Annotated in this window: 19 protein-coding genes; 5 read left to right on the top strand and 14 right to left on the bottom strand. The window is 69.5% G+C overall.

Features of this window, described 5'->3' with window-relative positions:
- Nucleotides 1-14: 14 nt before the first annotated feature.
- A complete protein-coding gene (locus OHA03_RS05695; RefSeq protein ID WP_267001383.1) occupies nt 15-716 on the top strand; it encodes a bifunctional DNA primase/polymerase in 702 nt (233 codons plus the stop codon).
- A gap of 36 nt (nt 717-752) precedes the next feature.
- On the opposite strand, the gene ftsY is transcribed toward OHA03_RS05695, so the two are convergent.
- Nucleotides 753-1,967 (bottom strand): signal recognition particle-docking protein FtsY, encoded by a 1,215-nt coding sequence (gene ftsY / locus OHA03_RS05700; protein ID WP_267001385.1) that lies wholly within the window; start codon nt 1,965-1,967, stop codon nt 753-755.
- A gap of 109 nt (nt 1,968-2,076) precedes the next feature.
- On the opposite strand from ftsY, the gene OHA03_RS05705 reads away from it, so the two are divergent.
- Complete coding sequence (locus OHA03_RS05705) at nt 2,077-3,447, top strand: cytosine permease (RefSeq protein WP_267001387.1); 1,371 nt, start codon at nt 2,077-2,079, stop codon at nt 3,445-3,447.
- A gap of 82 nt (nt 3,448-3,529) precedes the next feature.
- Nucleotides 3,530-4,489 carry an LLM class flavin-dependent oxidoreductase gene (locus OHA03_RS05710; protein WP_267001389.1) on the top strand — a complete coding sequence of 320 codons (960 nt, stop codon included), beginning with the start codon at nt 3,530-3,532 and terminating at the stop codon, nt 4,487-4,489.
- A gap of 76 nt (nt 4,490-4,565) precedes the next feature.
- On the opposite strand, the gene OHA03_RS05715 is transcribed toward OHA03_RS05710, so the two are convergent.
- The 4 genes from OHA03_RS05715 to OHA03_RS05730 all read right to left on the bottom strand — a co-directional run bounded on the left by OHA03_RS05715 (nt 4,566) and on the right by OHA03_RS05730 (nt 11,064).
- Nucleotides 4,566-5,984 carry a sugar porter family MFS transporter gene (locus tag OHA03_RS05715; RefSeq protein ID WP_267001390.1) on the bottom strand — a complete coding sequence of 473 codons (1,419 nt, stop codon included), beginning with the start codon at nt 5,982-5,984 and terminating at the stop codon, nt 4,566-4,568.
- A 229-nt stretch (nt 5,985-6,213) separates the two neighbouring features.
- Nucleotides 6,214-9,834 carry a chromosome segregation protein SMC gene (smc, locus tag OHA03_RS05720; RefSeq protein ID WP_267001392.1) on the bottom strand — a complete coding sequence of 1,207 codons (3,621 nt, stop codon included), beginning with the start codon at nt 9,832-9,834 and terminating at the stop codon, nt 6,214-6,216.
- Nucleotides 9,835-10,130: 296 nt separating this feature from the next.
- A complete protein-coding gene (locus tag OHA03_RS05725) occupies nt 10,131-10,343 on the bottom strand; it encodes a hypothetical protein (protein WP_018551753.1) in 213 nt (70 codons plus the stop codon).
- A gap of 439 nt (nt 10,344-10,782) precedes the next feature.
- Nucleotides 10,783-11,064 (bottom strand): acylphosphatase, encoded by a 282-nt coding sequence (locus OHA03_RS05730; RefSeq protein WP_267001394.1) that lies wholly within the window; start codon nt 11,062-11,064, stop codon nt 10,783-10,785.
- A 145-nt stretch (nt 11,065-11,209) separates the two neighbouring features.
- Between OHA03_RS05730 and OHA03_RS05735 the strand changes: the two genes are divergently transcribed.
- Nucleotides 11,210-12,166: a CAP domain-containing protein gene (locus OHA03_RS05735; RefSeq protein WP_267001396.1), complete on the top strand. Its 957-nt coding sequence runs from the start codon at nt 11,210-11,212 to the stop codon at nt 12,164-12,166.
- Between the two features lie 1,014 nt (nt 12,167-13,180).
- On the opposite strand, the gene OHA03_RS05740 is transcribed toward OHA03_RS05735, so the two are convergent.
- Nucleotides 13,181-13,381: a hypothetical protein gene (locus OHA03_RS05740; protein ID WP_267001398.1), complete on the bottom strand. Its 201-nt coding sequence runs from the start codon at nt 13,379-13,381 to the stop codon at nt 13,181-13,183.
- A gap of 119 nt (nt 13,382-13,500) precedes the next feature.
- Between OHA03_RS05740 and OHA03_RS05745 the strand changes: the two genes are divergently transcribed.
- Nucleotides 13,501-13,899 carry a helix-turn-helix domain-containing protein gene (locus OHA03_RS05745; RefSeq protein WP_267001400.1) on the top strand — a complete coding sequence of 133 codons (399 nt, stop codon included), beginning with the start codon at nt 13,501-13,503 and terminating at the stop codon, nt 13,897-13,899.
- 31 nt (nt 13,900-13,930) lie between these two features.
- On the opposite strand, the gene mutM is transcribed toward OHA03_RS05745, so the two are convergent.
- The 8 genes from mutM to recG all read right to left on the bottom strand — a co-directional run bounded on the left by mutM (nt 13,931) and on the right by recG (nt 21,437).
- A complete protein-coding gene (gene mutM, locus OHA03_RS05750) occupies nt 13,931-14,785 on the bottom strand; it encodes a bifunctional DNA-formamidopyrimidine glycosylase/DNA-(apurinic or apyrimidinic site) lyase (RefSeq protein WP_267001402.1) in 855 nt (284 codons plus the stop codon).
- 101 nt (nt 14,786-14,886) lie between these two features.
- The gene (gene rnc / locus OHA03_RS05755; RefSeq protein WP_030928644.1) at nt 14,887-15,711 is read right to left on the bottom strand and encodes a ribonuclease III; all 825 of its coding nucleotides are present in this window, start codon (nt 15,709-15,711) and stop codon (nt 14,887-14,889) included.
- 19 nt (nt 15,712-15,730) lie between these two features.
- A complete protein-coding gene (gene rpmF / locus OHA03_RS05760; RefSeq protein ID WP_003965982.1) occupies nt 15,731-15,904 on the bottom strand; it encodes a 50S ribosomal protein L32 in 174 nt (57 codons plus the stop codon).
- A 2-nt stretch (nt 15,905-15,906) separates the two neighbouring features.
- Entirely contained in the window at nt 15,907-16,575 is a 669-nt protein-coding gene (locus OHA03_RS05765; RefSeq protein WP_030978751.1) for a DUF177 domain-containing protein, read from the bottom strand.
- A 154-nt stretch (nt 16,576-16,729) separates the two neighbouring features.
- The gene (locus OHA03_RS05770) at nt 16,730-17,848 is read right to left on the bottom strand and encodes an ATP synthase F0 subunit B (protein ID WP_267001407.1); all 1,119 of its coding nucleotides are present in this window, start codon (nt 17,846-17,848) and stop codon (nt 16,730-16,732) included.
- A gap of 98 nt (nt 17,849-17,946) precedes the next feature.
- Nucleotides 17,947-18,426: a pantetheine-phosphate adenylyltransferase gene (gene coaD, locus OHA03_RS05775; protein WP_267007937.1), complete on the bottom strand. Its 480-nt coding sequence runs from the start codon at nt 18,424-18,426 to the stop codon at nt 17,947-17,949.
- A 26-nt stretch (nt 18,427-18,452) separates the two neighbouring features.
- Nucleotides 18,453-19,037, bottom strand: coding sequence for a 16S rRNA (guanine(966)-N(2))-methyltransferase RsmD (gene rsmD, locus OHA03_RS05780; protein WP_267001409.1), 585 nt, complete (start codon nt 19,035-19,037; stop codon nt 18,453-18,455).
- 189 nt (nt 19,038-19,226) lie between these two features.
- Nucleotides 19,227-21,437: an ATP-dependent DNA helicase RecG gene (gene recG, locus OHA03_RS05785; protein WP_267001411.1), complete on the bottom strand. Its 2,211-nt coding sequence runs from the start codon at nt 21,435-21,437 to the stop codon at nt 19,227-19,229.
- Between the last annotated feature and the right edge of the window lie 124 nt (nt 21,438-21,561).

A 21,561-nucleotide genomic window follows, 5' to 3' on the forward strand; every position in this document is an offset into this window, starting at 1 on the left:
CCGTTGGAGGGGGCATGGGCTTCACGATCGGCGGCATCCGTGAGATGCGATCCGGCTCACGGCGGCGAGGCCGTACGGCCGAGTGCACCGCGGTGGCCGAATACACAGGGCTGTGGGGCTGGGCCGTCGCGCCGGGAGCCCGGGCCGCGGCCGGCCGCTGCTCGTGCGGCGACAACAGCTGCGCCTCCCCCGGCGCGCATCCGCTGGACTTCGCCGACGAGGTGCCGGCCGGCGCCACGCTGGACATGGCGGCGAGCACGTGGGCGGAGGTGCCGGGCGCTTCGATGCTGCTGCCGGTGGGGCGCACGTTCGACGTCCTCGATGTCGCCGAACCGGCCGGGCGCCGGGCGCTGGTGCGGCTGGAGCGGATGGGGCTGCCGCTCGGCCCGGTGGCGGTGACACCGTCCGGACGGGCCCAGTTCTTCGTCGCGCCGGGCGCCGCCACCGAACTTCCGCAGCTGCTGTACCGGATGGGCTGGGACGACGCGGATCTGGATCTGCGGGCGCTGGGTCCCGGCTGCCACATCACCGCTCCGCCGTCCGACGAGGGCGGCCTCGGCCCGGTCCGCTGGCTGCGTCCGCCGGTGCTGGACACGTCGGGAAGGCCGCCGCAGGCGCGGCTGCTACTGGGCACGCTGGCGTACATCTGCCATCGCTCCAGGGGCGTGAAACCCAGTTGCCGGACGGGCTCGAAAGCGAGCCCGTCCGGCAACTGAGGACGAAACGGCGACCGGGCGGACCCGGCGGCGGCGTCAGTCGCCGATCAGCGCGTCGACGAACGCCTCCGGCTCGAACGGAGCCAGATCGTCCGGACCCTCGCCCAGCCCCACCAGCTTCACCGGTACGCCCAGCTCGCGCTGGACGGCGATGACGATGCCGCCCTTGGCGGTGCCGTCCAACTTGGTGAGGACGATGCCGGTGATGTCGACGACCTCGGCGAACACCCGGGCCTGAACCAGGCCGTTCTGCCCGGTCGTGGCGTCGAGGACGAGCAGGATCTCGTCGAGCGGGCCGTGCTTCTCGACGACACGCTTGACCTTGCCGAGCTCGTCCATGAGCCCGGTCTTGGTGTGCAGCCGGCCGGCGGTGTCGATGAGCACGACGTCGGCACCCTCGGCAATGCCTTCCTTCACCGCGTCGAAGGCGATCGACGCCGGGTCACCGCCCTCGGGTCCGCGGACGGTGCGGGCACCGACGCGCTCGCCCCAGGTCTGCAGCTGGTCGGCGGCGGCGGCACGGAACGTGTCGGCGGCGCCGAGCACGACACTGCGGCCGTCGGCGACGAGGACCCGGGCCAGCTTGCCCGTGGTGGTGGTCTTGCCGGTGCCGTTGACACCGACGACCATCACGACGCCGGGGGTGTCGACACCGCTCTCCGTCTTGACCGCACGGTCGAAGTCGGTGCCGAGCAGGGCGAGGAGCTCCTCGCGCAGCAGCGTGCGCAGCCCCTCGGGGGTACGGGTGCCGAGGACGCGGACGCGCTCGCGCAGCCGCTCCACCAGCTCCTGAGTGGGTGCGACGCCGACATCGGCGGTCAGCAGGGTGTCCTCGATCTCCTCCCAGGTGTCCTCGTCCAGATTGTCGCGGGACAGGAGCGTGAGGAGCCCCTTGCCAAGGGTGCTCTGTGAACGGGCGAGCCGGGCACGCAGCCGTACGAGACGGCCCGCGGTGGGCTCGGGGATCTCGAGCGCGGGGGCAGCGGGTGCCTCCGGCTCGGCGACTGCCGGGGCTTCCGCGACGGGAGCCTGGGCGTCGGGGGGACCGGCCTCCTCGATGGTGCGGCGCGGTTCCTCGCGCGGTGTCTCGGCTTCCTCGCCGACATGGGGTTCGGCGGGAGGAATGAGGGTCGGCGTGCTCGACGGTGCCGGGGGCAGCTGCTTCTTCTTACGGCCGCTGACCACGAGCCCGCTGACCAGGCCGGCCACGACCAGGGCGGCGATGACTACAGCAAGGATGACGAATTCCATAACCCACCCAGTATCAGTCACGTCCGCGTCCGCGGGCGGCACCGGAGGATCACCCCGGAATCCAACAGGGCGTTATGCACCCTTTGGCGGTAAAGGTACGATCCCGTTCGTGGAGACCCGCGGCCTGGAACCCGTCCCCGACAGCGAGCGCACCGGTCGGGTCCGCACCCTCTTCCCCACCTGGGCCGCCGCCAATATGACCGTCCTGCTGCTCACCGTGGGTGCGGGGCTCGTCGTCTTCAGCGGCCTGAACTTCTGGCAGGTGCTGGTCGTCGCCGCCACGGCACCCGTCGTCAGTTACGGACTGGTCGGCCTGGTCTCGGTCGCCGGGCAGCGGGGCGGCGCGCCAGGCATGGCCCTCTCCCGGGCCGTCTTCGGGCAGCGCGGCAATCTGCTGCCCGGTGCGCTGATCTGGATCGCCCGCTGGGGCTGGGAGACCGTGAACGCGGTCACCGGTGCGTACGCCCTGCTGGCCGTGCTCGATCTGCTGTTCTCCGTCCGCTCCACCACAGGCCTGGTCATGGCGGTGCTGGTGGCCTTCGTGGCGAGCAGCTTTCTGGTGTCCGGGCTCGGGGCGGGTGCACTGCGGGCGTGCTGCACCTGGTCGGCGTATCTCTTCGGCGGGTTCAGCGTCCTCGTGCTGATCCATCTGGGGGTCGGGACCGACTGGCGGGCCGTTCTGGACAGACCGGCCGGACCGACGGCGCTGATGATCGCCGGGATCGGCACCCTGGCGGCCGGTGGCATCAGCTGGGTGCCGTCCGGCCCGGACTTCACCCGCTATCTGCCGCGCACCACTCCCGGTAGGGCGGTGGTCGTGGCGACCGTGGGCGGTGCGGTGCTCGTCTCGCTGCCCTTGGTGCTGATGGGCGCGGTGATGGCGGTGGCCACTCCGGGCCTGGCCACCAGCAGCGATCCGGTCTCTTTCATCGGCACGCTGCTGCCGGACTGGATCTCGGTGCCGTATCTGCTGATTGCCGTGGTGGGAATGGTGCTGATCAACGCGATGTCGATGTATTCGGCCGGTTTCACCGCACAGACGCTGGGATTCATGATCCCGCGCACCTGGGCGGTCGGGGTGAATGCCACCATCAGTCTCCTACTCGGCGGATTGCTGATAATGGCGACGAGTGGCTTTATCGATCCGTTCGTCTCCTTTCTGACGTTGCTCGCGGTGACGTTCTCCGCCTGGATCGGCGTCTTCGGCGTGGATCTGCTGCGGGGGCGCACGTACGATGCGGCGGCGCTGCTGGACACCACTTCCGCCGGCGCCTACTGGTACACGGGCGGCTTCTCCGTGCCCGCCGTGGCCGCGTGGGGTTCGGGGCTGGTGGTCGGGCTGCTGCTGACCGCCGTGGAGTGGTTCACCGGCCCGCTCGCCACCACCTGGATCGGGCGCCACGGTCTGGGCTGGGCGGCCACCATCGCCGTCTCCGGCGCCCTGTACGCCCTGCTGCCGCGCCCGGCCGGGGCGCGGTGACGGCACACCTCTACACTTCTGACGCCATGTCAGCTACTCTCCCGGCGCGCCAAGCCCGCCCGGCGAAGAGGGGACACCCGTCATGGCCTTCACAGTGGTCCGGTTCAATCTCGTCGATCCCGCCGCCACCCCCGAGTCCCTCTCGGCCCGCTACCGAGCGGCGCTGGAGATGGCCGCGTACGCCGACGGGCACGGCGTCGACACCGTGCAGACCGAGGAACACCACGGAGCCGCCGACTCCTGGCTGCCCTCCCCCTTCGTCTTCGCAGGATCGGTCTTCGGCGCCACGAACCGGATCGCGGTCACGGTCTCGGCGATCATCGGCCCGCTGCACGACCCGCTGCGGCTCGCGGAGGACATCGCGGTCCTCGATCTGCTGAGCGGGGGCCGGCTGGTGACGGTCGCAGGCATCGGATACCGGCCCGAGGAGTACGAACAGGCGGGCGTCGAGTGGGGCAGGCGCGGCCGGCTCCAGGACGAGCTGCTGGAGACCCTGTTGCAGGCGTGGACCGGCGAACCGTTCCCGTATCGCGGCCGCACGGTCCAGGTCACTCCGCGCCCCTGTACCCAGCCGCATCCGCTGCTGCTGGTGGGGGGCAGCTCGCGGGCGGCGGCGCGGCGGGCGGCCCGGCTGGGGCTGCCGTTCTTCCCGAGCGCGCATCTGCCCGAACTGGAGGCGTACTACCACGAGCAGCGCGCGGTCCACGGCACGGAGGGGTTCTGCATGATGCCGGCGGCCGAGACGCCGTTGCTTCATGTCTCGGAGGATCCCGACCGGACCTGGGCCGAATACGGTCAGCACTTCCTGCACGAGGCACGGACGTACGCCTCCTGGCAGTCGAAGGACATCCGCTCGGCCGTACGCTCGGCGGCCACGACGGTGGCGCAGCTGCGGGACGAAGGGGTCTACCGGATCGTCACCCCGCAGCAGCTGGCCACACTGGAGGCGGACAGCCTGGTGCTGCATCCGCTGTGCGGTGGGATGCCGGTCGAGGAGGGATGGCGCAGCCTGCGGTTGTTCTGCGACGCACTCGCACGATGACGTAGGCGGGATGCGCGCGTCCCCGGCTCGCGGGCGCGGGCCGGGGACGCGTGGTCGAGGAGAGGGGCAGCGGGGATTAGCCCATCTCCTCCAACGCCTTGCCCTTGGTCTCCTTCACGAACTTGAGCACGAAGGGGATCGAGAGCACGGCGAAGCATGTGTAGATGATGTAGGTGCCCGACAGGTTCCAGTCGGCCAGGCTCGGGAAGCTCGCGGTGATCGCCCAGTTGGCGATCCACTGGGCGGAGGCGGCGACACCGAGTGCGGCGGCGCGGATCCTGTTCGGGAACATCTCGCCGAGGAAGACCCAGACCACGACACCCCACGACAGGGCGAAGAAGAGCACGAAGACATGGGCCGCGATGAGGGCGACGACGCCCTGGGCGGTCGGGAGTTTGCCGTTGACCAGATCGGCGGAGAAGGCCCAGGCCTCGAAGGCCAGCGCGATCGCCATACCGGCGGAGCCGGCCAGCGCGAGCGGTCTGCGGCCGATACGGTCGACCAGGACCATCGCGATCACCGTACCGATGATGTTGACGATCGATGTGGTGAACGACCAGAAGAACGAGTCGGTCGGGTCGATACCGACGGACTGCCACAGCGTCGCCGAGTAGTAGAACGCCACGTTGATGCCGACGAGCTGCTGGAAGACCGAGAGGCCGATACCGACCCAGACGATCGGCAGGAAGCCGAAGCGGCTGCCGAGCAGGTCCTTGAAGGTGGACTTGTGCTCGCGGTGCATGGCTGTCTCGATCTCCAGGACGCGGGCGTCCAGGTCGACGGTCTTGCCCTCGACCTCACGGAGGATCTCCCGGGCCCGCTCCTTCTTGCCGACCGAGATCAGGAAGCGCGGCGACTCGGGGATCGCGAAGGACAGCAGCCCGTACAGCAGCGCGGGAACGACCATCACACCGAGCATCCACTGCCAGGCTTCCAGGCCGCCGATCGTGCCGCGCTGCTTGCCGTCGGCCATCTGCAGGATGCCGAAGTTCACCAGCTGCGAGATGGCGATGCCGATGACGATCGCAGCCTGCTGGAAGGAGCCGAGCCTGCCACGGTAGGCGGCCGGCGAGACCTCGGCGATGTAGGCCGGGCCGATGACCGAGGCCATACCGATGGCGAAGCCGCCGATGATCCGCCAGAAGGCAAGATCCCAGAGGGCGAACGGGAGCGCCGAGCCGACTGCGCTGATGGTGAACAGCACCGAGGCGATCCGCATGCATCGGATGCGGCCGATCCGGTCGGCGATACGGCCCGCCGTGGCGGCGCCGATGGCGCAGCCGATCAGAGCGATGGCGATGACCTGGGCAAGCGTTCCGGAGCCGATGTCGTAGCGGTCCCGGATCGCCTCGACGGCGCCGTTGATCACGGCGCTGTCGTAGCCGAAGAGGAAGCCACCCATCGCAGCGGCTGCCGTGATGAAGATGACGTGGCCGAGGTGTTCCGGATGGGCTGCTCGGGCTCCGGATCCCGGTGTCTGCGATGTGCTGGTCACATGAACTCCTGGTGCCTGGCCGCGTCGTCAGGCGTGGGGGGCGAGTCGTCAGGCGTGGGGGCGAACTCTTCTCAAGTGGCACACAACTTTTCGTCCGCCACCACTTGAAGTTAAAAACGACGCTTCAGAGAGTATGTGTTCAAGTTTCGAAGTCAAAAATCCGCCATGGCCCACTTCTACCCAGGACCACTCAAAAGGTGCGTTGAAGACTTGAAGAATATGTAAAGCTTCAGCGCAGTCGCTGGCTGATGACCTTGGAGACCCCGTCACCCTGCATCGACACGCCGTACAGCGCGTCGGCGACCTCCATCGTCCGCTTCTGATGCGTGATCACGATGAGCTGCGAGCTCTCCTGGAGCTCCTCCATGATCCGGATCAGTCGCTGCAGATTGGTGTCGTCGAGCGCGGCCTCGACCTCGTCCATCACATAGAACGGGCTCGGCCTCGCCTTGAAGATCGAGACCAGCAACGCGACGGCCGTCAGCGACCGCTCACCGCCCGACAGCAGGGAGAGCCGCTTGACCTTCTTGCCCGGCGGGCGGGCCTCGACGTCGACACCGGTCGCCAGCATGTTGTCCGGATCAGTCAGGACGAGCCGGCCCTCGCCGCCCGGGAAGAGCCGTGAGAAGACGCCCTCGAACTCGCGGGCCGTGTCCCGGTATGCCTCCGTGAACACCTGCTCGACCCGCTCGTCGACCTCCTTGATCACCTGCATCAGATCGGCCCGGGTCTTCTTCAGGTCTTCGAGCTGCTCGGAGAGGAACTTGTGCCGCTCCTCCAACGCCGAGAACTCCTCGAGGGCGAGCGGATTCACCTTCCCGAGTTGCTGATACGCCCGTTCGGCGGACTTCAGCCGCTTCTCCTGCTCAGCCCTGACGAACGGCTTCGGCTGGTTGCGCGGGTGCTCCGGGTCCTCCGGCAACTCCTCGCCCTCCGCGGCCGGCGACGGCGGCACCAGCTGGTCGGGGCCGTACTCGCCGACCAGTCCGGCCGGCTCCACGCCCAGCTCCTCGAGGGCCTTCGCCTCCAGCTGCTCTATCCGCAGCCGCTTCTCGGCGCCCAGCACCTCGCCGCGGTGGACGGAGTCGGTCAGCTTGTCCAGCTCGCCCTTGAGCTCACGGCCGTGGCCGCGCTCGGCGGTCAGCTCCCGCTCGCGCTCCGCCTTCGCCGCCTCGGCCGCGACCCGCTCCTCCTCGGCCCGTACGACGGACACCTCGACGTGGGCGAGGAGCTGACGGGCGCCGGACGCGACGGCTGAGGCGACCGCGGCCTCGTGGCGCAACCGGGTGCGGCGCTGCTCGGCACGGGCGCGGGCCTCGCGTTCGGCACGGGCGCCACGGTCGAGGGAGTCGGCGCGGCCGGCGAGCCCCTTGACGCGTTCCTCGTGGGTACGCACCTGGAGGCGGGCCTCCATCTCGGTCTGGCGGGCATTGGCCCCGTCGGCGGCGAGCCGGTCGCGCACGGAATGGTCGGGCTCCTCCTCGACCGGCATCTCCTCGGCCACGAGCAGCCGCTCGGCCAGCTCCTCGGCCTCCTCGGTCGCCCGCTCCAGGGCGTCCTGGGCGCGGGCGGCGGAGGCGGCCGACCGCTCGGCCTCACCCGCGGCGCCGCGCGCCTGCCCCGCGAGCCGCCCGAGCTGCTGGGCCACCCCGGACTTCTCCCGCTCGGCGGCCCTGCGCCGCTCCGCCAGCTCCTCCACAAGTTCGGCGCAGGCGCTGCGCCGCTCCCCCGCGAGTCGCTGGGCCTCGGCCAACTCGGCACACCGAACGGCAAGTTCCGCCAGCTCGGCGGCGGCCTCGTCGACGGACGCCTGCACCTCGAGAAGACTGGGCGCGCCGGCGGACCCGCCGTGCGCGAAGTGGGCCCCCAGGACATCTCCTTCGCCGGTCACGGCGGTCAGCTCGGGATGCGCGGCAACGAGATCCTCGGCGTCCTCCAGCGTGGGGACGACCACCATGCCCCGCACGAGCCCGCGCACGGCGCCCATCAGCTCGGCGGGCCCCTGAACAAGATCGGCCACGGCCGGCGGGGCGTCCGGGCCCGCCGCACGAGGCACCGGGCCGGACGCCCCGGCGAGCCCGGCGACACCGTGGGCCGGGGCGCCCTGACCCGGTACGTGCCCCGCACCCGCCGCGCCACCCAGCAGCAACGCCGCCCGCCCCGCGTCCTGCTTGCGCAACAGGCGGATCGCGTTCGCTGCCGTGGCCGGATCCGTCACGGCCACCGCATCCGCCGCAGCGCCCAGTGCCGCCGCCACCGCCACCTCGTGGCCCGGGGCCACCGTCAGGAGTTCCGCGGCGGGGCCGAGCAGACCCGACAGGCTGTCCTTCGAGGCGAGCAGCACCCCCGTGCCGTCCTTGCGGCGCAGGCCCAGGGCCAGTGCCTCGTGCCGGGCCGCTACCGCCGCCCGCTTGCGCTCCGCACCGGTGGCGGCCTCCCGGGCGGCCGAGAGGGCCGCCTCCGCCTCCGCCAGCTCCCGTCTGGCGGCATCGTGGCGCTCGCCCAGCTCCTCGTCGCCCGCGTCCAGGCCCTCCACCTCGGCCTTGAGCTGCTCGTACTCCTCCTGCGCTGCGGCCGCCCGCTCCTGCGCCTCGTCGCGCGAGGCGGCCAGCCGGTCGATCTCCGCCTGCGCCGAACCGGCCCGGCTTCGGGCCGCATTGACCTGTCCGGTCAGCCGCGCCAGCCCTTCGCGACGGTCCGCGATGGCTCGGGCCGCGTCCTTGAGCCTGCGTTCTTCGGCAGCCAACTCCCTTTCCAGTTCGGCCCGGTGGGCGGCGGTGTCCTCCAGCGCGTGTTCCGCCGCCTCCAGCGCGGCCTCCAGCTCCGCCTCCTGCTCACGGATCCGGGCGGCCTCGCGCTCCATGTCCTCCGGGTCGCGACCGCGCCGCTCCTCCTCCGGTGCGGTGGTGGCGCTCTTCACCCGGGCGTCGGCGAGCGAGATCGTGCCGCGTACCCGTTCGGCCAGCTGCGAGAGCTCGTACCAGGTCTGCTGGGCGCGCTGCAGCCGCGGCGCCAGCCGCCGTACCTCGTCCTCCAGCTCCGCCTCACGTGCCAGAGCCGCCTTGAGCTCTGCCTCAGCCGCTTCCCGGCGCTGCTTCAGCGCAGCTTCGTCGGCGATCTCGCTGCGCAGCGCGTTGCGCAGCCGCATCAGGTCGTCGGCGAGCAGCCGCAGGCGGGCGTCGCGCAGATCGGCCTGGATGACGGCGGCCCGCCGGGCCACGGCCGCCTGCCGGCCCAACGGTTTCAGCTGCCGCCGCAGTTCGTCCGTCAGATCCTGGACGCGGGCCAGGTTGGCCCCCATCGCGTCCAGTTTCCGCAGCGCCTTCTCCTTCCGCTTGCGGTGCTTCAGCACGCCTGCGGCTTCCTCGATGAACGCGCGCCGCCCCATCGGATCGGCATGGAGTACGGAGTCCAGCTGGCCCTGCCCCACGATGACGTGCATCTCCCGGCCGATACCGGAGTCCGAGAGCAGTTCCTGGATGTCGAGGAGCCGGCAGGTGTCGCCGTTGATCTGGTACTCGCTGCCGCCGTTGCGGAACATGATCCGAGTGATCGTCACTTCGGCGTATTCGATGGGCAGCGCACCATCCGCATTGTCGATGGTCAGCGATACTTCGGCGCGTCCGAGCGGCGGCCGACCGGTGGTGCCGGCGAAGATCACGTCTTCCATCTTGCCGCCGCGCAGGGATTTGGCTCCCTGCTCACCCATGACCCAGGAGAGCGCATCCACCACATTGGACTTGCCGGAACCGTTGGGACCGACGACACAGGTGATCCCCGGTTCGAACCGCAGGGTCGTGGCGGAGGCGAACGATTTGAAACCACGCAGGGTCAGGGCCTTGAGATGCACGCCGCCGGACTCTACCTTTCGCTCTCGGTTTCGCTGATGAAGGTGCAGGGCACATCAGACGGTAAGGGAAGGGGTGTACGTCCGGGGGCGGTCCGGCGCAGGTCCGCGAGATAAAGAAAGAAGGGACGCCGAGGCGCCCCTTTAAATCTTGCTGCTGTGCTGCGTGACGGATCAAGAACGCGGCGGATCAATAACGCGACAGATCAGATCGATGATCTTCAGTGACCCGGTGACGATCCGGTGATGAACTCAGACGGCTGACGCAAGCAGCCCGACCGGCCCCTGTGGGCCTTCGGTCAGGTCAGCGCCGGCTCCGCCTGGGGTACGTCAATGTCGATGCTGTCGAGCAGCGACTCTTGGTGCTGGGCGGCGGCGTTGAGCGCGTCGTTCTCGTCCTGAATCCGTACGAGCTCGGATTCAAGATCCTGGACGCGCTGCTGGAGCCGTCGCATCTCGGCGAGGAGTCGCGGGTCGGAACCGCCGACGTAACCGAGAAGCGCCTTTGCCATGATGGATGGTCCTCCACACTGAGTGACCGACCGATGCGGTGTGGGTCGTGAGGGAATCGCACCCGCGGTGCTCGGCAGCGCTCTGTCATCACTGCGGTTCTGCTGCCAACCAGCTCTGCCAAACAGCTAAGGTGCGCGGGGTTTTCAGCGTCTCACCAAAAAGTTTGACGGTCAACACGATCACACCCAGTAAAGGCGGGCGTCCCCGGGGCGCGCGGCTTGACGATCACGCGGCGCGACTCTCCTGCGGGGTCCTGAAGGGCGTGGAGATCATCCCTACTGCCGCAGCCTGGCATGCCGACCGATTCTTGGCAACCACCCGGTCCTTTCGCAGGTCATTTCATGTGTACGCGGATCAGCGGCGTACACCGTCACGCCGCGCCGCCCGTCGAACACGGTCCGAACACGGCCCCGAATTCGATCGGCATTCGGATCACGGTCAGCGGACGGCGAACCCCTCGTAACCACCGCGCGGGGTGTCCCAGATCTCAGTGACTCCGTCCACGCGGCCGGGTGTGTCGTCGGACCGCAGCCACTCCAGCAGACGGTGGCAATTCTCACGTTGCCCTTCGGCGACAACCTGCACCCGACCGTCGTCGAGATTGAGGGCGAATCCGGTGAGCCCTCCGATCTCCAAAGCATTTGCCCTGGTGAACCAGCGGAACCCTACTTGCTGTACTCGGCCGCGCACCCAAGCAGTGAGCCGCACATCTTCGTCCATGCCAGAACGCTAACCGGCCAATTGCTCAACGAGCACTTCGGCCCCATAGGCCATGGCGTACAGTCCGGTCGCAATAGCCTCACCTGATCGGGTGAGGCATGTTGACGCCGGGAATGGCGTCCAGATCGCCAGAAGGGGACAGCAGATGGGCCGCCATCGACGCTCCGCCGCAGGTCCCGAAGCAGGTCCGGCCGGCGATGCGTACCCGACCGCGAACACCCGCCGCCACCGGGGCGCACGCCGCAGGAAGCGGTCCGCCATGCAACTGCGCACCGGACTGGTCGGCGTCTCCGCGGCCATGGCCGTCGGAGCCGTGGCCGTGGCCTCCGGACTGCTGCCGGGCGGCGCCGGCTACCACGTGAGCGGCGGCACGGCCGCCGACCAGGTCCGCGCGAAGGGGGTGCCGGACCTGCTGACGCAGGGCGGTTCCACCACGGCGCCGGCCGACCGCGGCATGTCGTCGGCCTCGGCCAGCCGCGGTACGGGGCGTTCCCAGGGGCCCGAGGGGTCGCGCTCCCCCAGTTCCTCCGCAACGCCGTCCGCCTCGCCTTCGAAGAAGACCGAGCAGACGAAGCAGGCGGAGAGGACGGAAGAGAGCGCTGCGCCCTCGGCGGCCGACAGGACCGGCGCCGCCCCGGCGACGGCGACCCCGACGGCCAAGGCCTCGGCGCCCCCGAAGACGTCGGCCGCCGCTCCGACCCGCCAGGCCTCGCCCTCGGCTGCCGACACCTCCGCACAGGCGGCCGTGCTCGCGCTGGTCAACGAGGAGCGCGCGAAGGTCGGCTGCAGCCCGGTGACGGCCAGCGCCTCGCTCGCCTCGCTGGCCCAGGACTTCAGTGACGACATGGCGGCCCGCGGCTTCTTCAGCCACACCGACCCGGACGGCCAGACCCCCTGGGACCGTGCCACCAAGGCCGGCGTGAAGGGGCTCGGCGGCGAGAACATCGCCCGCGGCCAGGCCGACGCACAGGCCGTGATGGCCTCCTGGATGAACAGCGAAGGCCACCGAGCAAACATTCTCAACTGCGACTACAAGACGCTCGGTGTCGGAGTGCACTACGGCTCCGGCGGCCCCTGGTGGACGCAGGACTTCGGCTTCTGAGATTTTCGCAGGTCGGCGACCTGCCAGCTTTCCTGGGCCGTCTCGGGGCCGTTATCGGCAACCGAGGCGGCCCGAACTGTGTCTCGGCCGCCCGCGTACTCCGCCCTCTCTGCTCATGGTCAGCCGTGAGCTTGCGGCCATCATCAATCCCGGCTGCGCCACGGAGACGGCAGGCCGCGAGTACCTGGATCACCTGAACACACTCACTCGCGCCGAGGGGCGTGTCGCCGTGAGGCTCCGTCCGGGCGGGCGGGGAGCGGCCCCGTAGGCTCCCCGCCGTAGACTTGACAGGGAGCTTGAGCCTTGTCAGACGTCCAGTTCAGGCGGGTTCCACCCGGCAAGGGCAGCGGGATTGGAGTTTCCCACGGCTCCGGCCACCGCGGGCTCTCTCCAATGAGCGGAAGCCTCTGCCTCGCTTTGTGAGCGGTGGAATCCCCTCAGGAAGGACGTGGGGCAGATGAGCCACCATGTGAGCCAGGTGCCCATCCGTGACATCACAGTGGCCGCTTCGACTGTGCGCTGGATTTTCCCCCATGTGGCCGCGTCGGCTGTGCGCTGGATTTTCCCCGTCGTCATAGCAGTGGTCGTGGTCGCTGTTCTGATTGGCCTCGTCCGGCGGGACTCGCGCCGTCGGTCTCGAGCACGACATCAGGGACCACGGGCCGAGCGTTCCTCCCGAAGCCGGCGGCTGAGGGATGCAGACGATCTCGGGGAAGGTCTCAGCCCATATGAGCTCAACCGGCCGTCTTCGCCAAGGGACACACACAAGGATGACAACGGTGGGGCTTTTGGCAGTGGCGGACCCAGCGGCTGAGGGCTCGGCGACGTGGCGGCACGTGTCGAGATCGTCGCGCCTCGCCTGCCCAGAGACGTAACAAAGCCCTGCTGGAGCTTGTCACGACCTTCCCCCCGGACAGAGCCGAACAGTCGCGGCCCAGGGCGTCAAGGTCGTTCGTTCAGTGGTGGGTTGAGGACAGTACGTAAGCAGCGCTCGGAGCTGGTTGGGCACGGATATCAGGATTGGCAGCAGTCGAGGACCGGTCCCGGTCCTGCTCGTGAGTTCGCCATGTCCGACAGTGGAATGCTCTCGACGGCGTTGTTGTGCCGGGCTCGTTCGGCGGCCAGTACGGTCAGGTGGCTGGTGAGGGATTCGTGCGGGCCGGACATCACCAGGCCGGGGTCTCCGGTGGCAATGGCGGCGACGAAGGCATCCATCAGTCCGGCGTCGCCGCCTCCGTGGCCGCCGGCGGCATGTGAATTCGGTCCCGGCCTCACCGCTTACGCCCGCACAGCGCACTCCAGAAGTGAGCACTGTGCGGGCGTAAGCTGTTTTCGTGGACGAGAGCACCTGGCGGGACGGCGCCGACAGCCTGCCCTTCGACGTGTTCTCCCGGCAGTGCCCCTCGCGCGGCACGCTGGAACATGTCACCGGACGCTGGGGCAGCCTGACGCTGACCGCGCTCCACGATTCCGGTGCCCGCTTCAACGAGCTCCGGCGCAGGGTCGACGGGGTGAGCGAGAAGATGCTCTCCCAGACGCTTCACGCACTGGAGCGGGACGGCCTCGTCCACCGGGAGGCGCAGCCCACCAACCCGCCGCGTGTCGACTACGAGCTGACCCCGCTGGGACGCGAGGTCGCCGGCCGGCTGCGGGGGCTGATCCAGCTCGTCGAGGGCCGGATGCCCGAGGTGCTGGAAGCCCAGAACCGTTACGACGAGGCCCGCGAGAGCTGAGCGCTCTTCGGCCTGATCGGCAGGACGTCGCTCAGGGCCGCGGCGGCCGCTGACAGCGCGGGCAGAAGTAGCTGGAGCGGTTCATCCACGGGCGGCGGCGCATCGGCGTACCGCAGCGGTGGCAGGGCTCGCCCTCGCGCCCGTAGGCGTCGAGCGACCGGTCGAAGTAGCCCGACTCACCGTTCACATTGACGTAGAGGCTGTCGAAGCTGGTGCCGCCCTGGTCGAGCGCCGCGTTCATCACGTCGCGGACATGACCGAGCAGCTCGGCCGACCTGGGCCGGGTCAGCGTCGCCGTGGGCCGGTCGTAGTGCAGCTTCGTGCGCCAGAGCGCCTCGTCCGCGTAGATGTTGCCGACGCCGCTGATGAGCGACTGGTCGAGCAGGGCGCGCTTGACCGTCGTACGGCGCAGCCGCAGCGCGGTGTGGAACGCGGCGTCGTCGAACGCCGGGTCCAGGGGGTCGCGGGCGATGTGCGCGATGGTGTCGGGCAGTCCGTCGGGTGTGTTCTCGTGGAGCGAGAGCCCGCCGAAGGTCCGCTGATCGACGAAGCGCAGCTCGGTGCCGAGGGTGTCGTCGAAGCGGATCCGGATCCGCAGGTGCTTCTCGTCGGGAGCCTCCTGCGGCTGCACGAGCAGCTGGCCGCTCATGCCGAGGTGACCGAGGAGCGAGGAGGACACCTCGTCCAGCGGTACCCAGAGGTACTTGCCGCGGCGCATGGCCCTGCCGAAGCGGCTGCCGCTGAGCCGGGCCGCGAAGTCCGTGGAGCCCGCGATATGGCGGCGGACCGCGCGCGGGTGCAGGACCTCGACGTCGGCGACCGTGCGGCCGGTGATCCAGCGGTCGAGACCTCGCCGTACGACTTCGACCTCGGGCAACTCGGGCACGGTGCAGCTCCTTCAGTTCCTTCGGAACAAGGTTACGTACCTGTCTTTGATTCCGGACACGGCAAACCCCCCGGTGCACAAGGCACCGAGGGGTCGACGCGTCAGGCCGGAGCGACGTCCGTGGACGGCGACGGGTCGGCAGGGGTGTCGGCGGCCCCTCCGTCGGCGGCGGCCTTGGCCGCAGCTTCCCGTTCCTCCGCGGCGGCGCTTATCTCGCGCCAGGCGGACTCGGCCGCCTGCTGCTCCGCTTCCTTCTTGCTACGGCCGGTGCCGGTGCCGTACGAGACACCACCGACGCGAGCAGCAGCAGTAAAGGTCTTCTCGTGGTCCGGGCCGGTCTCCGTGACGAGGTACTCGGGGACTCCGAGGCTCTCGCTCGCGGTGAGTTCCTGGAGGCTGGTCTTCCAGTCCAGGCCGGCGCCGAGGTTGGAGGACCTGTCGATCAGCGGGTCGAAGAGCCGGTGGACCAGCTCCGAGGCCGCACTGAGGCCCTGGTCGAGATAGACCGCGCCGATCACCGCTTCAAGGGTGTCGGCGAGGATGGACGCCTTGTCCCTGCCGCCCGTGCCCTCTTCGCCCCGGCCGAGCCGGATGAAGGAGCCGAGTTCGAGGCCGCGGCCCACTTCAGCAAGTGCACGCGAGTTGACCACCGCGGCCCGCAACTTGGCCAGCTGGCCTTCGGGCAGGTCGGGGTGGGTGCGGTACAGCGTGTCCGTGACCACCAGACCGAGCACCGAATCCCCGAGGAATTCGAGCCGCTCGTTGGTGGGCAGACCGCCGTTCTCGTATGCGTACGAGCGGTGGGTCAGCGCACGTACCAGAAGGGCGGACTCGAGGTGATACCCGAGCCGCCCTTCCAGAAGCGTGTGGGACGAGGCTGTGTTGACGTTGTCTGCCTGCTTCTTGGCGTGGGACAACTCAGACATCGGGCCTCTCACCAGCCGCTCAGACCTCGAGGACCTGGCGCTTGTTGTACGTGCCGCAGCTCGGGCACGCGATGTGCTGCAGCTTCGGCTCCTGGCAACGCTCGCACGAAACCAGAGTGGGGACCGCAGCCTTCCACTGCGACCGGCGGTGGCGCGTGTTGCTGCGCGACATCTTCCGCTTCGGAACAGCCACGGCTACTTCTCCTGCTTCTCGTCGACGCCCGCTTCGGCGCCGCCCATGTTGTCCTTCTCGCCGTCCGAAACGGTCTCGGCGAGTCCTTGCAATGCCGCCCAACGAATGTCGACGGCATCGTGGTGGTGACCGGGGTTCTCGTCCAGCCTGATTCCGCATTCGGAACACAGACCGGCACAGGACTCCCGGCACACCGGCTGCATCGGCAGTGCGAGCACCACCGCATCGCGCAGCACTGGCTCGAGGTCGAACAGGCCGTCCTCGATGAAGAGCCTGTCCTCGTCGTCCTCGGCGTCGTCGGCCGGTTCCGCTTTGATGCGGCCCCGGTCATCGGCGTCAGGGTACGAGAACATCTCCTGGAAGTCCGCCGCAACCTCTTGGCGCAGCGGCTCCAGACACCTTACGCACTCCCCCTCGGCCGACGCACGGGCGGTGCCTGTGACAAGCACCCCTTCCATGACCGATTCGAGGCGGAGGTCCAGCTCCACGGGTGCACCTTCCGGCACACCGATGACCCCGTCGATACCGAGGTCCTTGGGGGCGTCCACCGAGCGGGTCAGCCGCAGGAGGGCACCGGGACGCCGACCCAACTCGTGCGTATCGAACACGAGAGGGTTTCGGTGGTCGAGGTGGCCGTTCAGGGCTTTTCCTGCTTTCGAAATCGTATGCATGGCGCATCGCGCACCGTGGGAGGGGCCGACCGGTTCGGAGTCGAAGCGGGCAGCCGGGATCGCAGTCCTACTCGCGACCGAACAGCCAGGATACTGGACGCGTCACCCTGCTCCCAACCGGGTCCGATTCCGGACCCGAACCGACCGGAATCGGTCAGCGCTCCTGCTCGTACCGGCGGAGCTGATCGACGTCGATCATGCTGGTGTCGAACAGGCTGGTCTCGTCGAGGGCGCTCTCGCCCTGCTGGTGGAGACCCTGCTGCGGGAGGGGCTGGTGCTGCCAGCTGTCGTACCCCTGCGCCTGGCCCTGGTCGTAGCCCTGCAGCTGCACCTGGCCCTGGTCGTAGCCCTGCTGCTGCACCTGGCCCTGGTCGTAGCCCTGCTGCTGATAAGCGGCGTACGGGTCGGGCTGCTGCTGGTAGCCGTACATGTCCTGCTGGGGCTGCTCCTGGTACGCGTACGTCTCCGCGTAGCTCGGCTGGGCCTGTGCCGGGAAGTGCGGCTGGACCTGTTGGGGCACCGGTTGCGGCTCCGGGGTGGCGAGCTCGGCGAGACCGGCCCAGTGGTCCTCGTCGCTGGTGTGTCCCTGGCTGCCCGCGGCGTCCTGGGCGGCCATGTGCGCGCCGAGTTCGTCGGTGGCGACCCGGCCGTGCAGCTTCTGCCGGCCGCGGCCGACCGCCTCCAGGGTCTTGGCCAGCACAGCCTCGAAGGCGCCGAGCTTGGTGTCGACGTATTCGTCGGCGCGGCGCTGCAGCGTGGCGGGGTCGGTGCTGCGCTCCGGGGCCTCCGCGAAGTCCGGGTCCTCGTACCCCTGCTCGTCGAAGGCCTGGCCGCGGCCGAGCAGCTTCTCGCGGCCCCGGTCGACGGAGCCGATGGTCTTGGTGAGGACGACCTCGAAGTTGGCGAGCTTGCTGTCGACGTACTCGTCGGCCTCGGCGCGGACCTCGTCGGCCTCCCGGCGGGCCTCGTCGAGGATGCGGTCGGCCTCGGACTGGGACTGCCGGGCGATCTCGGTGTCGGAGACCAGTGAGCCACGCTGGGCGTGGGCGGACTCGATGATCCGCTCGGCCTCCTGGCGGGCCTGCTCGACCATCTGCTCCCGGCCGCCGAGGAGCTCCTGGGCGTGGGCGAGCGAGCCGGGGAGGGCCTCACGTACCTCTTCGAGCATCGCGAGCAGCTCGGCGCGGTTGACCACGCACGACGCCGACATGGGCATGGACCGGGCGTTCCCGACCGCTTCGACGATCTCGTCGAGCTTCTTCTGCACGTCCACCGTGTGCTCGCCACTCTCTACTGCTGATTGGAGACGGACGGGACGACTGTACGGCCAGTCGGCGCCCGTCCGACACCTGGTGACGGGCTGTCAGTGGGTCACTGCTGGGCGAGCCGGTCCACGAGGGCCCGGTGGACCAGCGGCGGCAGCAGGTGCGAGACATCGCCGCCCCAGGTCGCGACCTCCTTGACCAGGGAGGACGACAGGAAGCTGTACGTGGGGTTGGTCGGCACGAAGAGCGTTTCGACGCCGGAGAGGCCGTTGTTCATCTGGGCCATCTGCAGCTCGTAGTCGAAGTCACTGACGGCCCGCAGGCCCTTCACGATGGCCGGGATGTCGCGCTGCTTGCAGAAGTCGACCAGGAGGCCGTGGAAGGACTCGACCTGGACGTTGCCGAAGTCGGCGGTGACCTGGCGGATCAGTTCGATCCGCTCTTCGACCGTGAACAGGCCCTTCTTGGACTGATTGATCATCACCGCGACATGTACGACGTCGTACAGCTTCGAGGCGCGGCCAATGATGTCGAGGTGTCCATTGGTGATGGGGTCGAACGACCCCGGACAGACGGCGCGGCGCAACTTGAGTCCCTCGCTCTCCGGTGCGGTCATCGTGCGTCTTCGCACGTAGAGGCGGCGCGACCGTACCAAAGCGTTCCCTCGCCGTAGCGACGGGCCCGCAGTGGCTCGAATCCCTTGGGCCAGTTGAATTCTCCGCCTCTGGTGCTCCGTTCCACCGTGACGAGCGCATCGTCCGTGAGCCAGCCCTGGGCACGGAGTGTGAGCAGTATCTCGCCAAGATCGTCGTCGGTGACGGCGTACGGCGGGTCCAGGAAGACCACGTCGTACGGGTCCGCGGGCGCCGGTCCTGTCACGATCTGTTCCGCTTTGCCGGTACGGACTTCGGCGCCGGGCAGGCCGAGCGTACGGACGTTGTCCCGGACCGTGCGGACGGCCCTGGTGTCTGCCTCGACGAGGAGGGCGTGGACGGCGCCGCGGGAGAGTGCTTCGAGTCCGACAGCGCCGGAACCCGCGTACAGATCCGCGATACGGATGCCCTCCAGGGTGCCGAGGAGCGCCTCCCAGGTGGAGAAGAGGCCCTCGCGTGCGCGGTCGGAGGTGGGGCGGGTGCCGGTGCCGGGCGGGACGGCCAGGCGGCGTCCGCCGGCCGAGCCGGCGATCACGCGGGTCATGGGTGTCTGATCCTCGGGTCGGTGTGGCCCGCCGGGGTGGGGCGGGCGCCGTGCGTCCCACGATATGGCTTCGGACCCGTTCGGGCCCGGGGGCCCCGGCGGTCACGTGGGTCTCGCCTCCCCCCGCCCTCAGCCGTTGTCGTCCGTCCTGTGCCCGGCTGTCGTCTCCCCCGGTGTTCAGCCCTTGTGCTAGCCCTTGTCGAGGTACTCCTCGCGCTCCTTGTCGAGCAGTGCGTCCAGGGCGGTGCGCAGCTCGGGCAGGTGTGTCAGCTCCGGGTCGGCGACGACGACGGCGACGGCCTCCTCGCGGGCGGCGGCGATGACCTCCTCGTCATCGATGACGGTGAGCATCCGCAGGGAGGAGCGGACACCGGACTGGGCCTGGCCGAGGACATCGCCCTCACGGCGCTGTTCGAGGTCGATCCGGGACAGTTCGAAGCCGTCGAGGGTGGCGGCGACGGCGGACAGCCGGGCCCGGGCGGGGCTCGCCTCGTGCGCCTCGCTGACCAGCAGGCAGAGGCCGGCGGCGGAGCCACGGCCGACGCGGCCGCGCAGCTGGTGGAGCTGGGAGACGCCGAACCGGTCGGCGTCCATGATCACCATCGCGGTGGCGTTGGGGACGTTCACCCCGACCTCGATGACGGTCGTCGCGACGAGGACGTCGACCTGGCCCGCGGCGAAGCGGCGCATCACGTCGTCCTTGTCGTCGGGGTTCATCCTGCCGTGCAGCACCGCGATCCGCAGACCGGCGAGGGCGCCCTTGGTGAGCTGCTCGGCGATCTCCAGCACGGCGAGCGGCGGGCGCTTGTCGCCGTCGTCCTCGGGCGGCTGCTTCTTGCCCTTCTTCTTCTCGGTCTCGTCGTCGGCGTCGTCACCGATCCGGGGACATACGACATACGCCTGATGGCCGTTCTCGACCTCCTCGCGGACCCGCTCCCAGGCGCGGGTGAGGAAGTGCGGCTTGTCCTTGGCGGGGACGACATGGCTGGCGATCGGCGAGCGGCCGGCCGGCAGCTGGTCCAGGACGGACGTCTCCAGGTCACCGAAGACGGTCATGGCGACGGTACGGGGAATGGGTGTGGCGGTCATGACCAGCAGGTGCGGCGGCTGCTTGCCCTTGGACCGCAGGGCGTCGCGCTGCTCGACACCGAAGCGGTGCTGCTCGTCGACGACGACCAGCCCCAGGTCGTGGAACTGCACCTTGTCCTCGATCAGCGCATGCGTGCCGATCACGATCCCGGCCTCGCCGGTGACCAGGTCCAGCAGCGCCTGACGGCGGGTCGCCATCCCCATGGAGCCGGTGAGCAGCACCACCTTCGTACCGAGGTCGGAGCCGCCCAGCATCCCTCCCTCGGCCAGCTCGCCCATCATTTCCGTGATGGACCGGTGATGCTGCTGGGCCAGCACCTCGGTGGGGGCGAGCATCGCGGCCTGTCCGCCCGCGTCGACGACGGCGAGCATGGCGCGCAGCGCGACCAGCGTCTTCCCGGAACCGACCTCGCCCTGCAGCAGCCGGTGCATCGGGTGCTGGGTCGCCAGGTCGTCGAAGATCTCCTTGGAGACCTTCTCCTGGCCCTCGGTGAGGGTGAACGGCAGCTTGGCGTCGAACGTGTCGAGCAGTCCGCCGTGGGCAGGGATCCGCGCCACCGCCGGAAGCTGGGTGTCCGCGTACCGTCGGCGGGCGAGCGCGACCTGGAGGACGAACGCCTCGTCCCATTTCAGCCGGTCCCTGGCGTCGGCGATGTCCGCCTTGGTCTGCGGGCGGTGGATCTTCAGCAGCGCCTCGGGCAGCGGGGTGAAGCCACGCCCCTCGCGCAGCGACGGCGGCAGCGGGTCGACGGCCTCCCGGGCGCTGGGCAGCACGGTGTCGACGGCCTTGGCGATCCGCCAGGAGTCGAGCTGCTTGCAGGCCGGATAGATGGGCAGCAGCCGCCCGGCGAAGGCGTCCACCGCCTCCGTGGCCTCGTCGGCGTCCGTGGCGTCGAGCAGCTGGTACGTGGGGTGGGCGAGCTGCATCTTCCGGTTGAAGACGGAGACCTTGCCCGCGAACATCGCCCGGCGTCCGGGCAGCAGTTCCTTGTGCGGCTTGTGCACGCCGTGGCCGAAGAAGACCAGCTGGAGCCGGCCGCTGCCGTCGGTGAGGGTCACCTCCAGGCGTTTGCCCCTGCCGTTGTTGAACATCATGATCCGGGCGTCGGCGACCTGGGCGACGACGGTCACATGCTCGTCCAGCGGGAGGTCGGCCAGCGCGGTCAGCTTGCCGCGCTCCTCGTACCGCCGCGGGTAGTGGTGCAGCAGATCACCGACCGTGTGCAGGTCGAGATGTTCGGCCATCACCTTCGCGGTGGCACCGCCGAGCAGCTTCTTGAGAGGTTCGTCGAACGCAGACACGCGATCCATTGCACACCACACCACTGACAGAAGTCGCCCGCACCACCGGAAACCCCTGGTCACAAACGTCTTCGCGCCCCTAGGATCGGTCCCCCGCTCCTTGCTCGCGATCACCGCCACGGGATCGCCCGAC

This window comes from Streptomyces sp. NBC_00154, assembly GCF_026342835.1.
Taxonomy (GTDB): domain Bacteria; phylum Actinomycetota; class Actinomycetes; order Streptomycetales; family Streptomycetaceae; genus Streptomyces.

Coding starts and splice junctions, on each gene's coding strand:
- OHA03_RS05695 (WP_267001383.1), top strand. CDS start 15: ATGGGCTTCACGATCGGCGGCATCCGTGAGATGCGATCCGGCTCACGG.
- ftsY (WP_267001385.1), bottom strand. CDS start 1,967: ATGGAATTCGTCATCCTTGCTGTAGTCATCGCCGCCCTGGTCGTGGCC.
- OHA03_RS05710 (WP_267001389.1), top strand. CDS start 3,530: ATGGCCTTCACAGTGGTCCGGTTCAATCTCGTCGATCCCGCCGCCACC.
- OHA03_RS05725 (WP_018551753.1), bottom strand. CDS start 10,343: ATGGCAAAGGCGCTTCTCGGTTACGTCGGCGGTTCCGACCCGCGACTC.
- OHA03_RS05730 (WP_267001394.1), bottom strand. CDS start 11,064: ATGGACGAAGATGTGCGGCTCACTGCTTGGGTGCGCGGCCGAGTACAG.
- OHA03_RS05735 (WP_267001396.1), top strand. CDS start 11,210: ATGGGCCGCCATCGACGCTCCGCCGCAGGTCCCGAAGCAGGTCCGGCC.
- OHA03_RS05740 (WP_267001398.1), bottom strand. CDS start 13,381: ATGGATGCCTTCGTCGCCGCCATTGCCACCGGAGACCCCGGCCTGGTG.
- rnc (WP_030928644.1), bottom strand. CDS start 15,711: ATGTCTGAGTTGTCCCACGCCAAGAAGCAGGCAGACAACGTCAACACA.
- OHA03_RS05765 (WP_030978751.1), bottom strand. CDS start 16,575: ATGCATACGATTTCGAAAGCAGGAAAAGCCCTGAACGGCCACCTCGAC.
- rsmD (WP_267001409.1), bottom strand. CDS start 19,037: ATGACCCGCGTGATCGCCGGCTCGGCCGGCGGACGCCGCCTGGCCGTC.
- recG (WP_267001411.1), bottom strand. CDS start 21,437: ATGGATCGCGTGTCTGCGTTCGACGAACCTCTCAAGAAGCTGCTCGGC.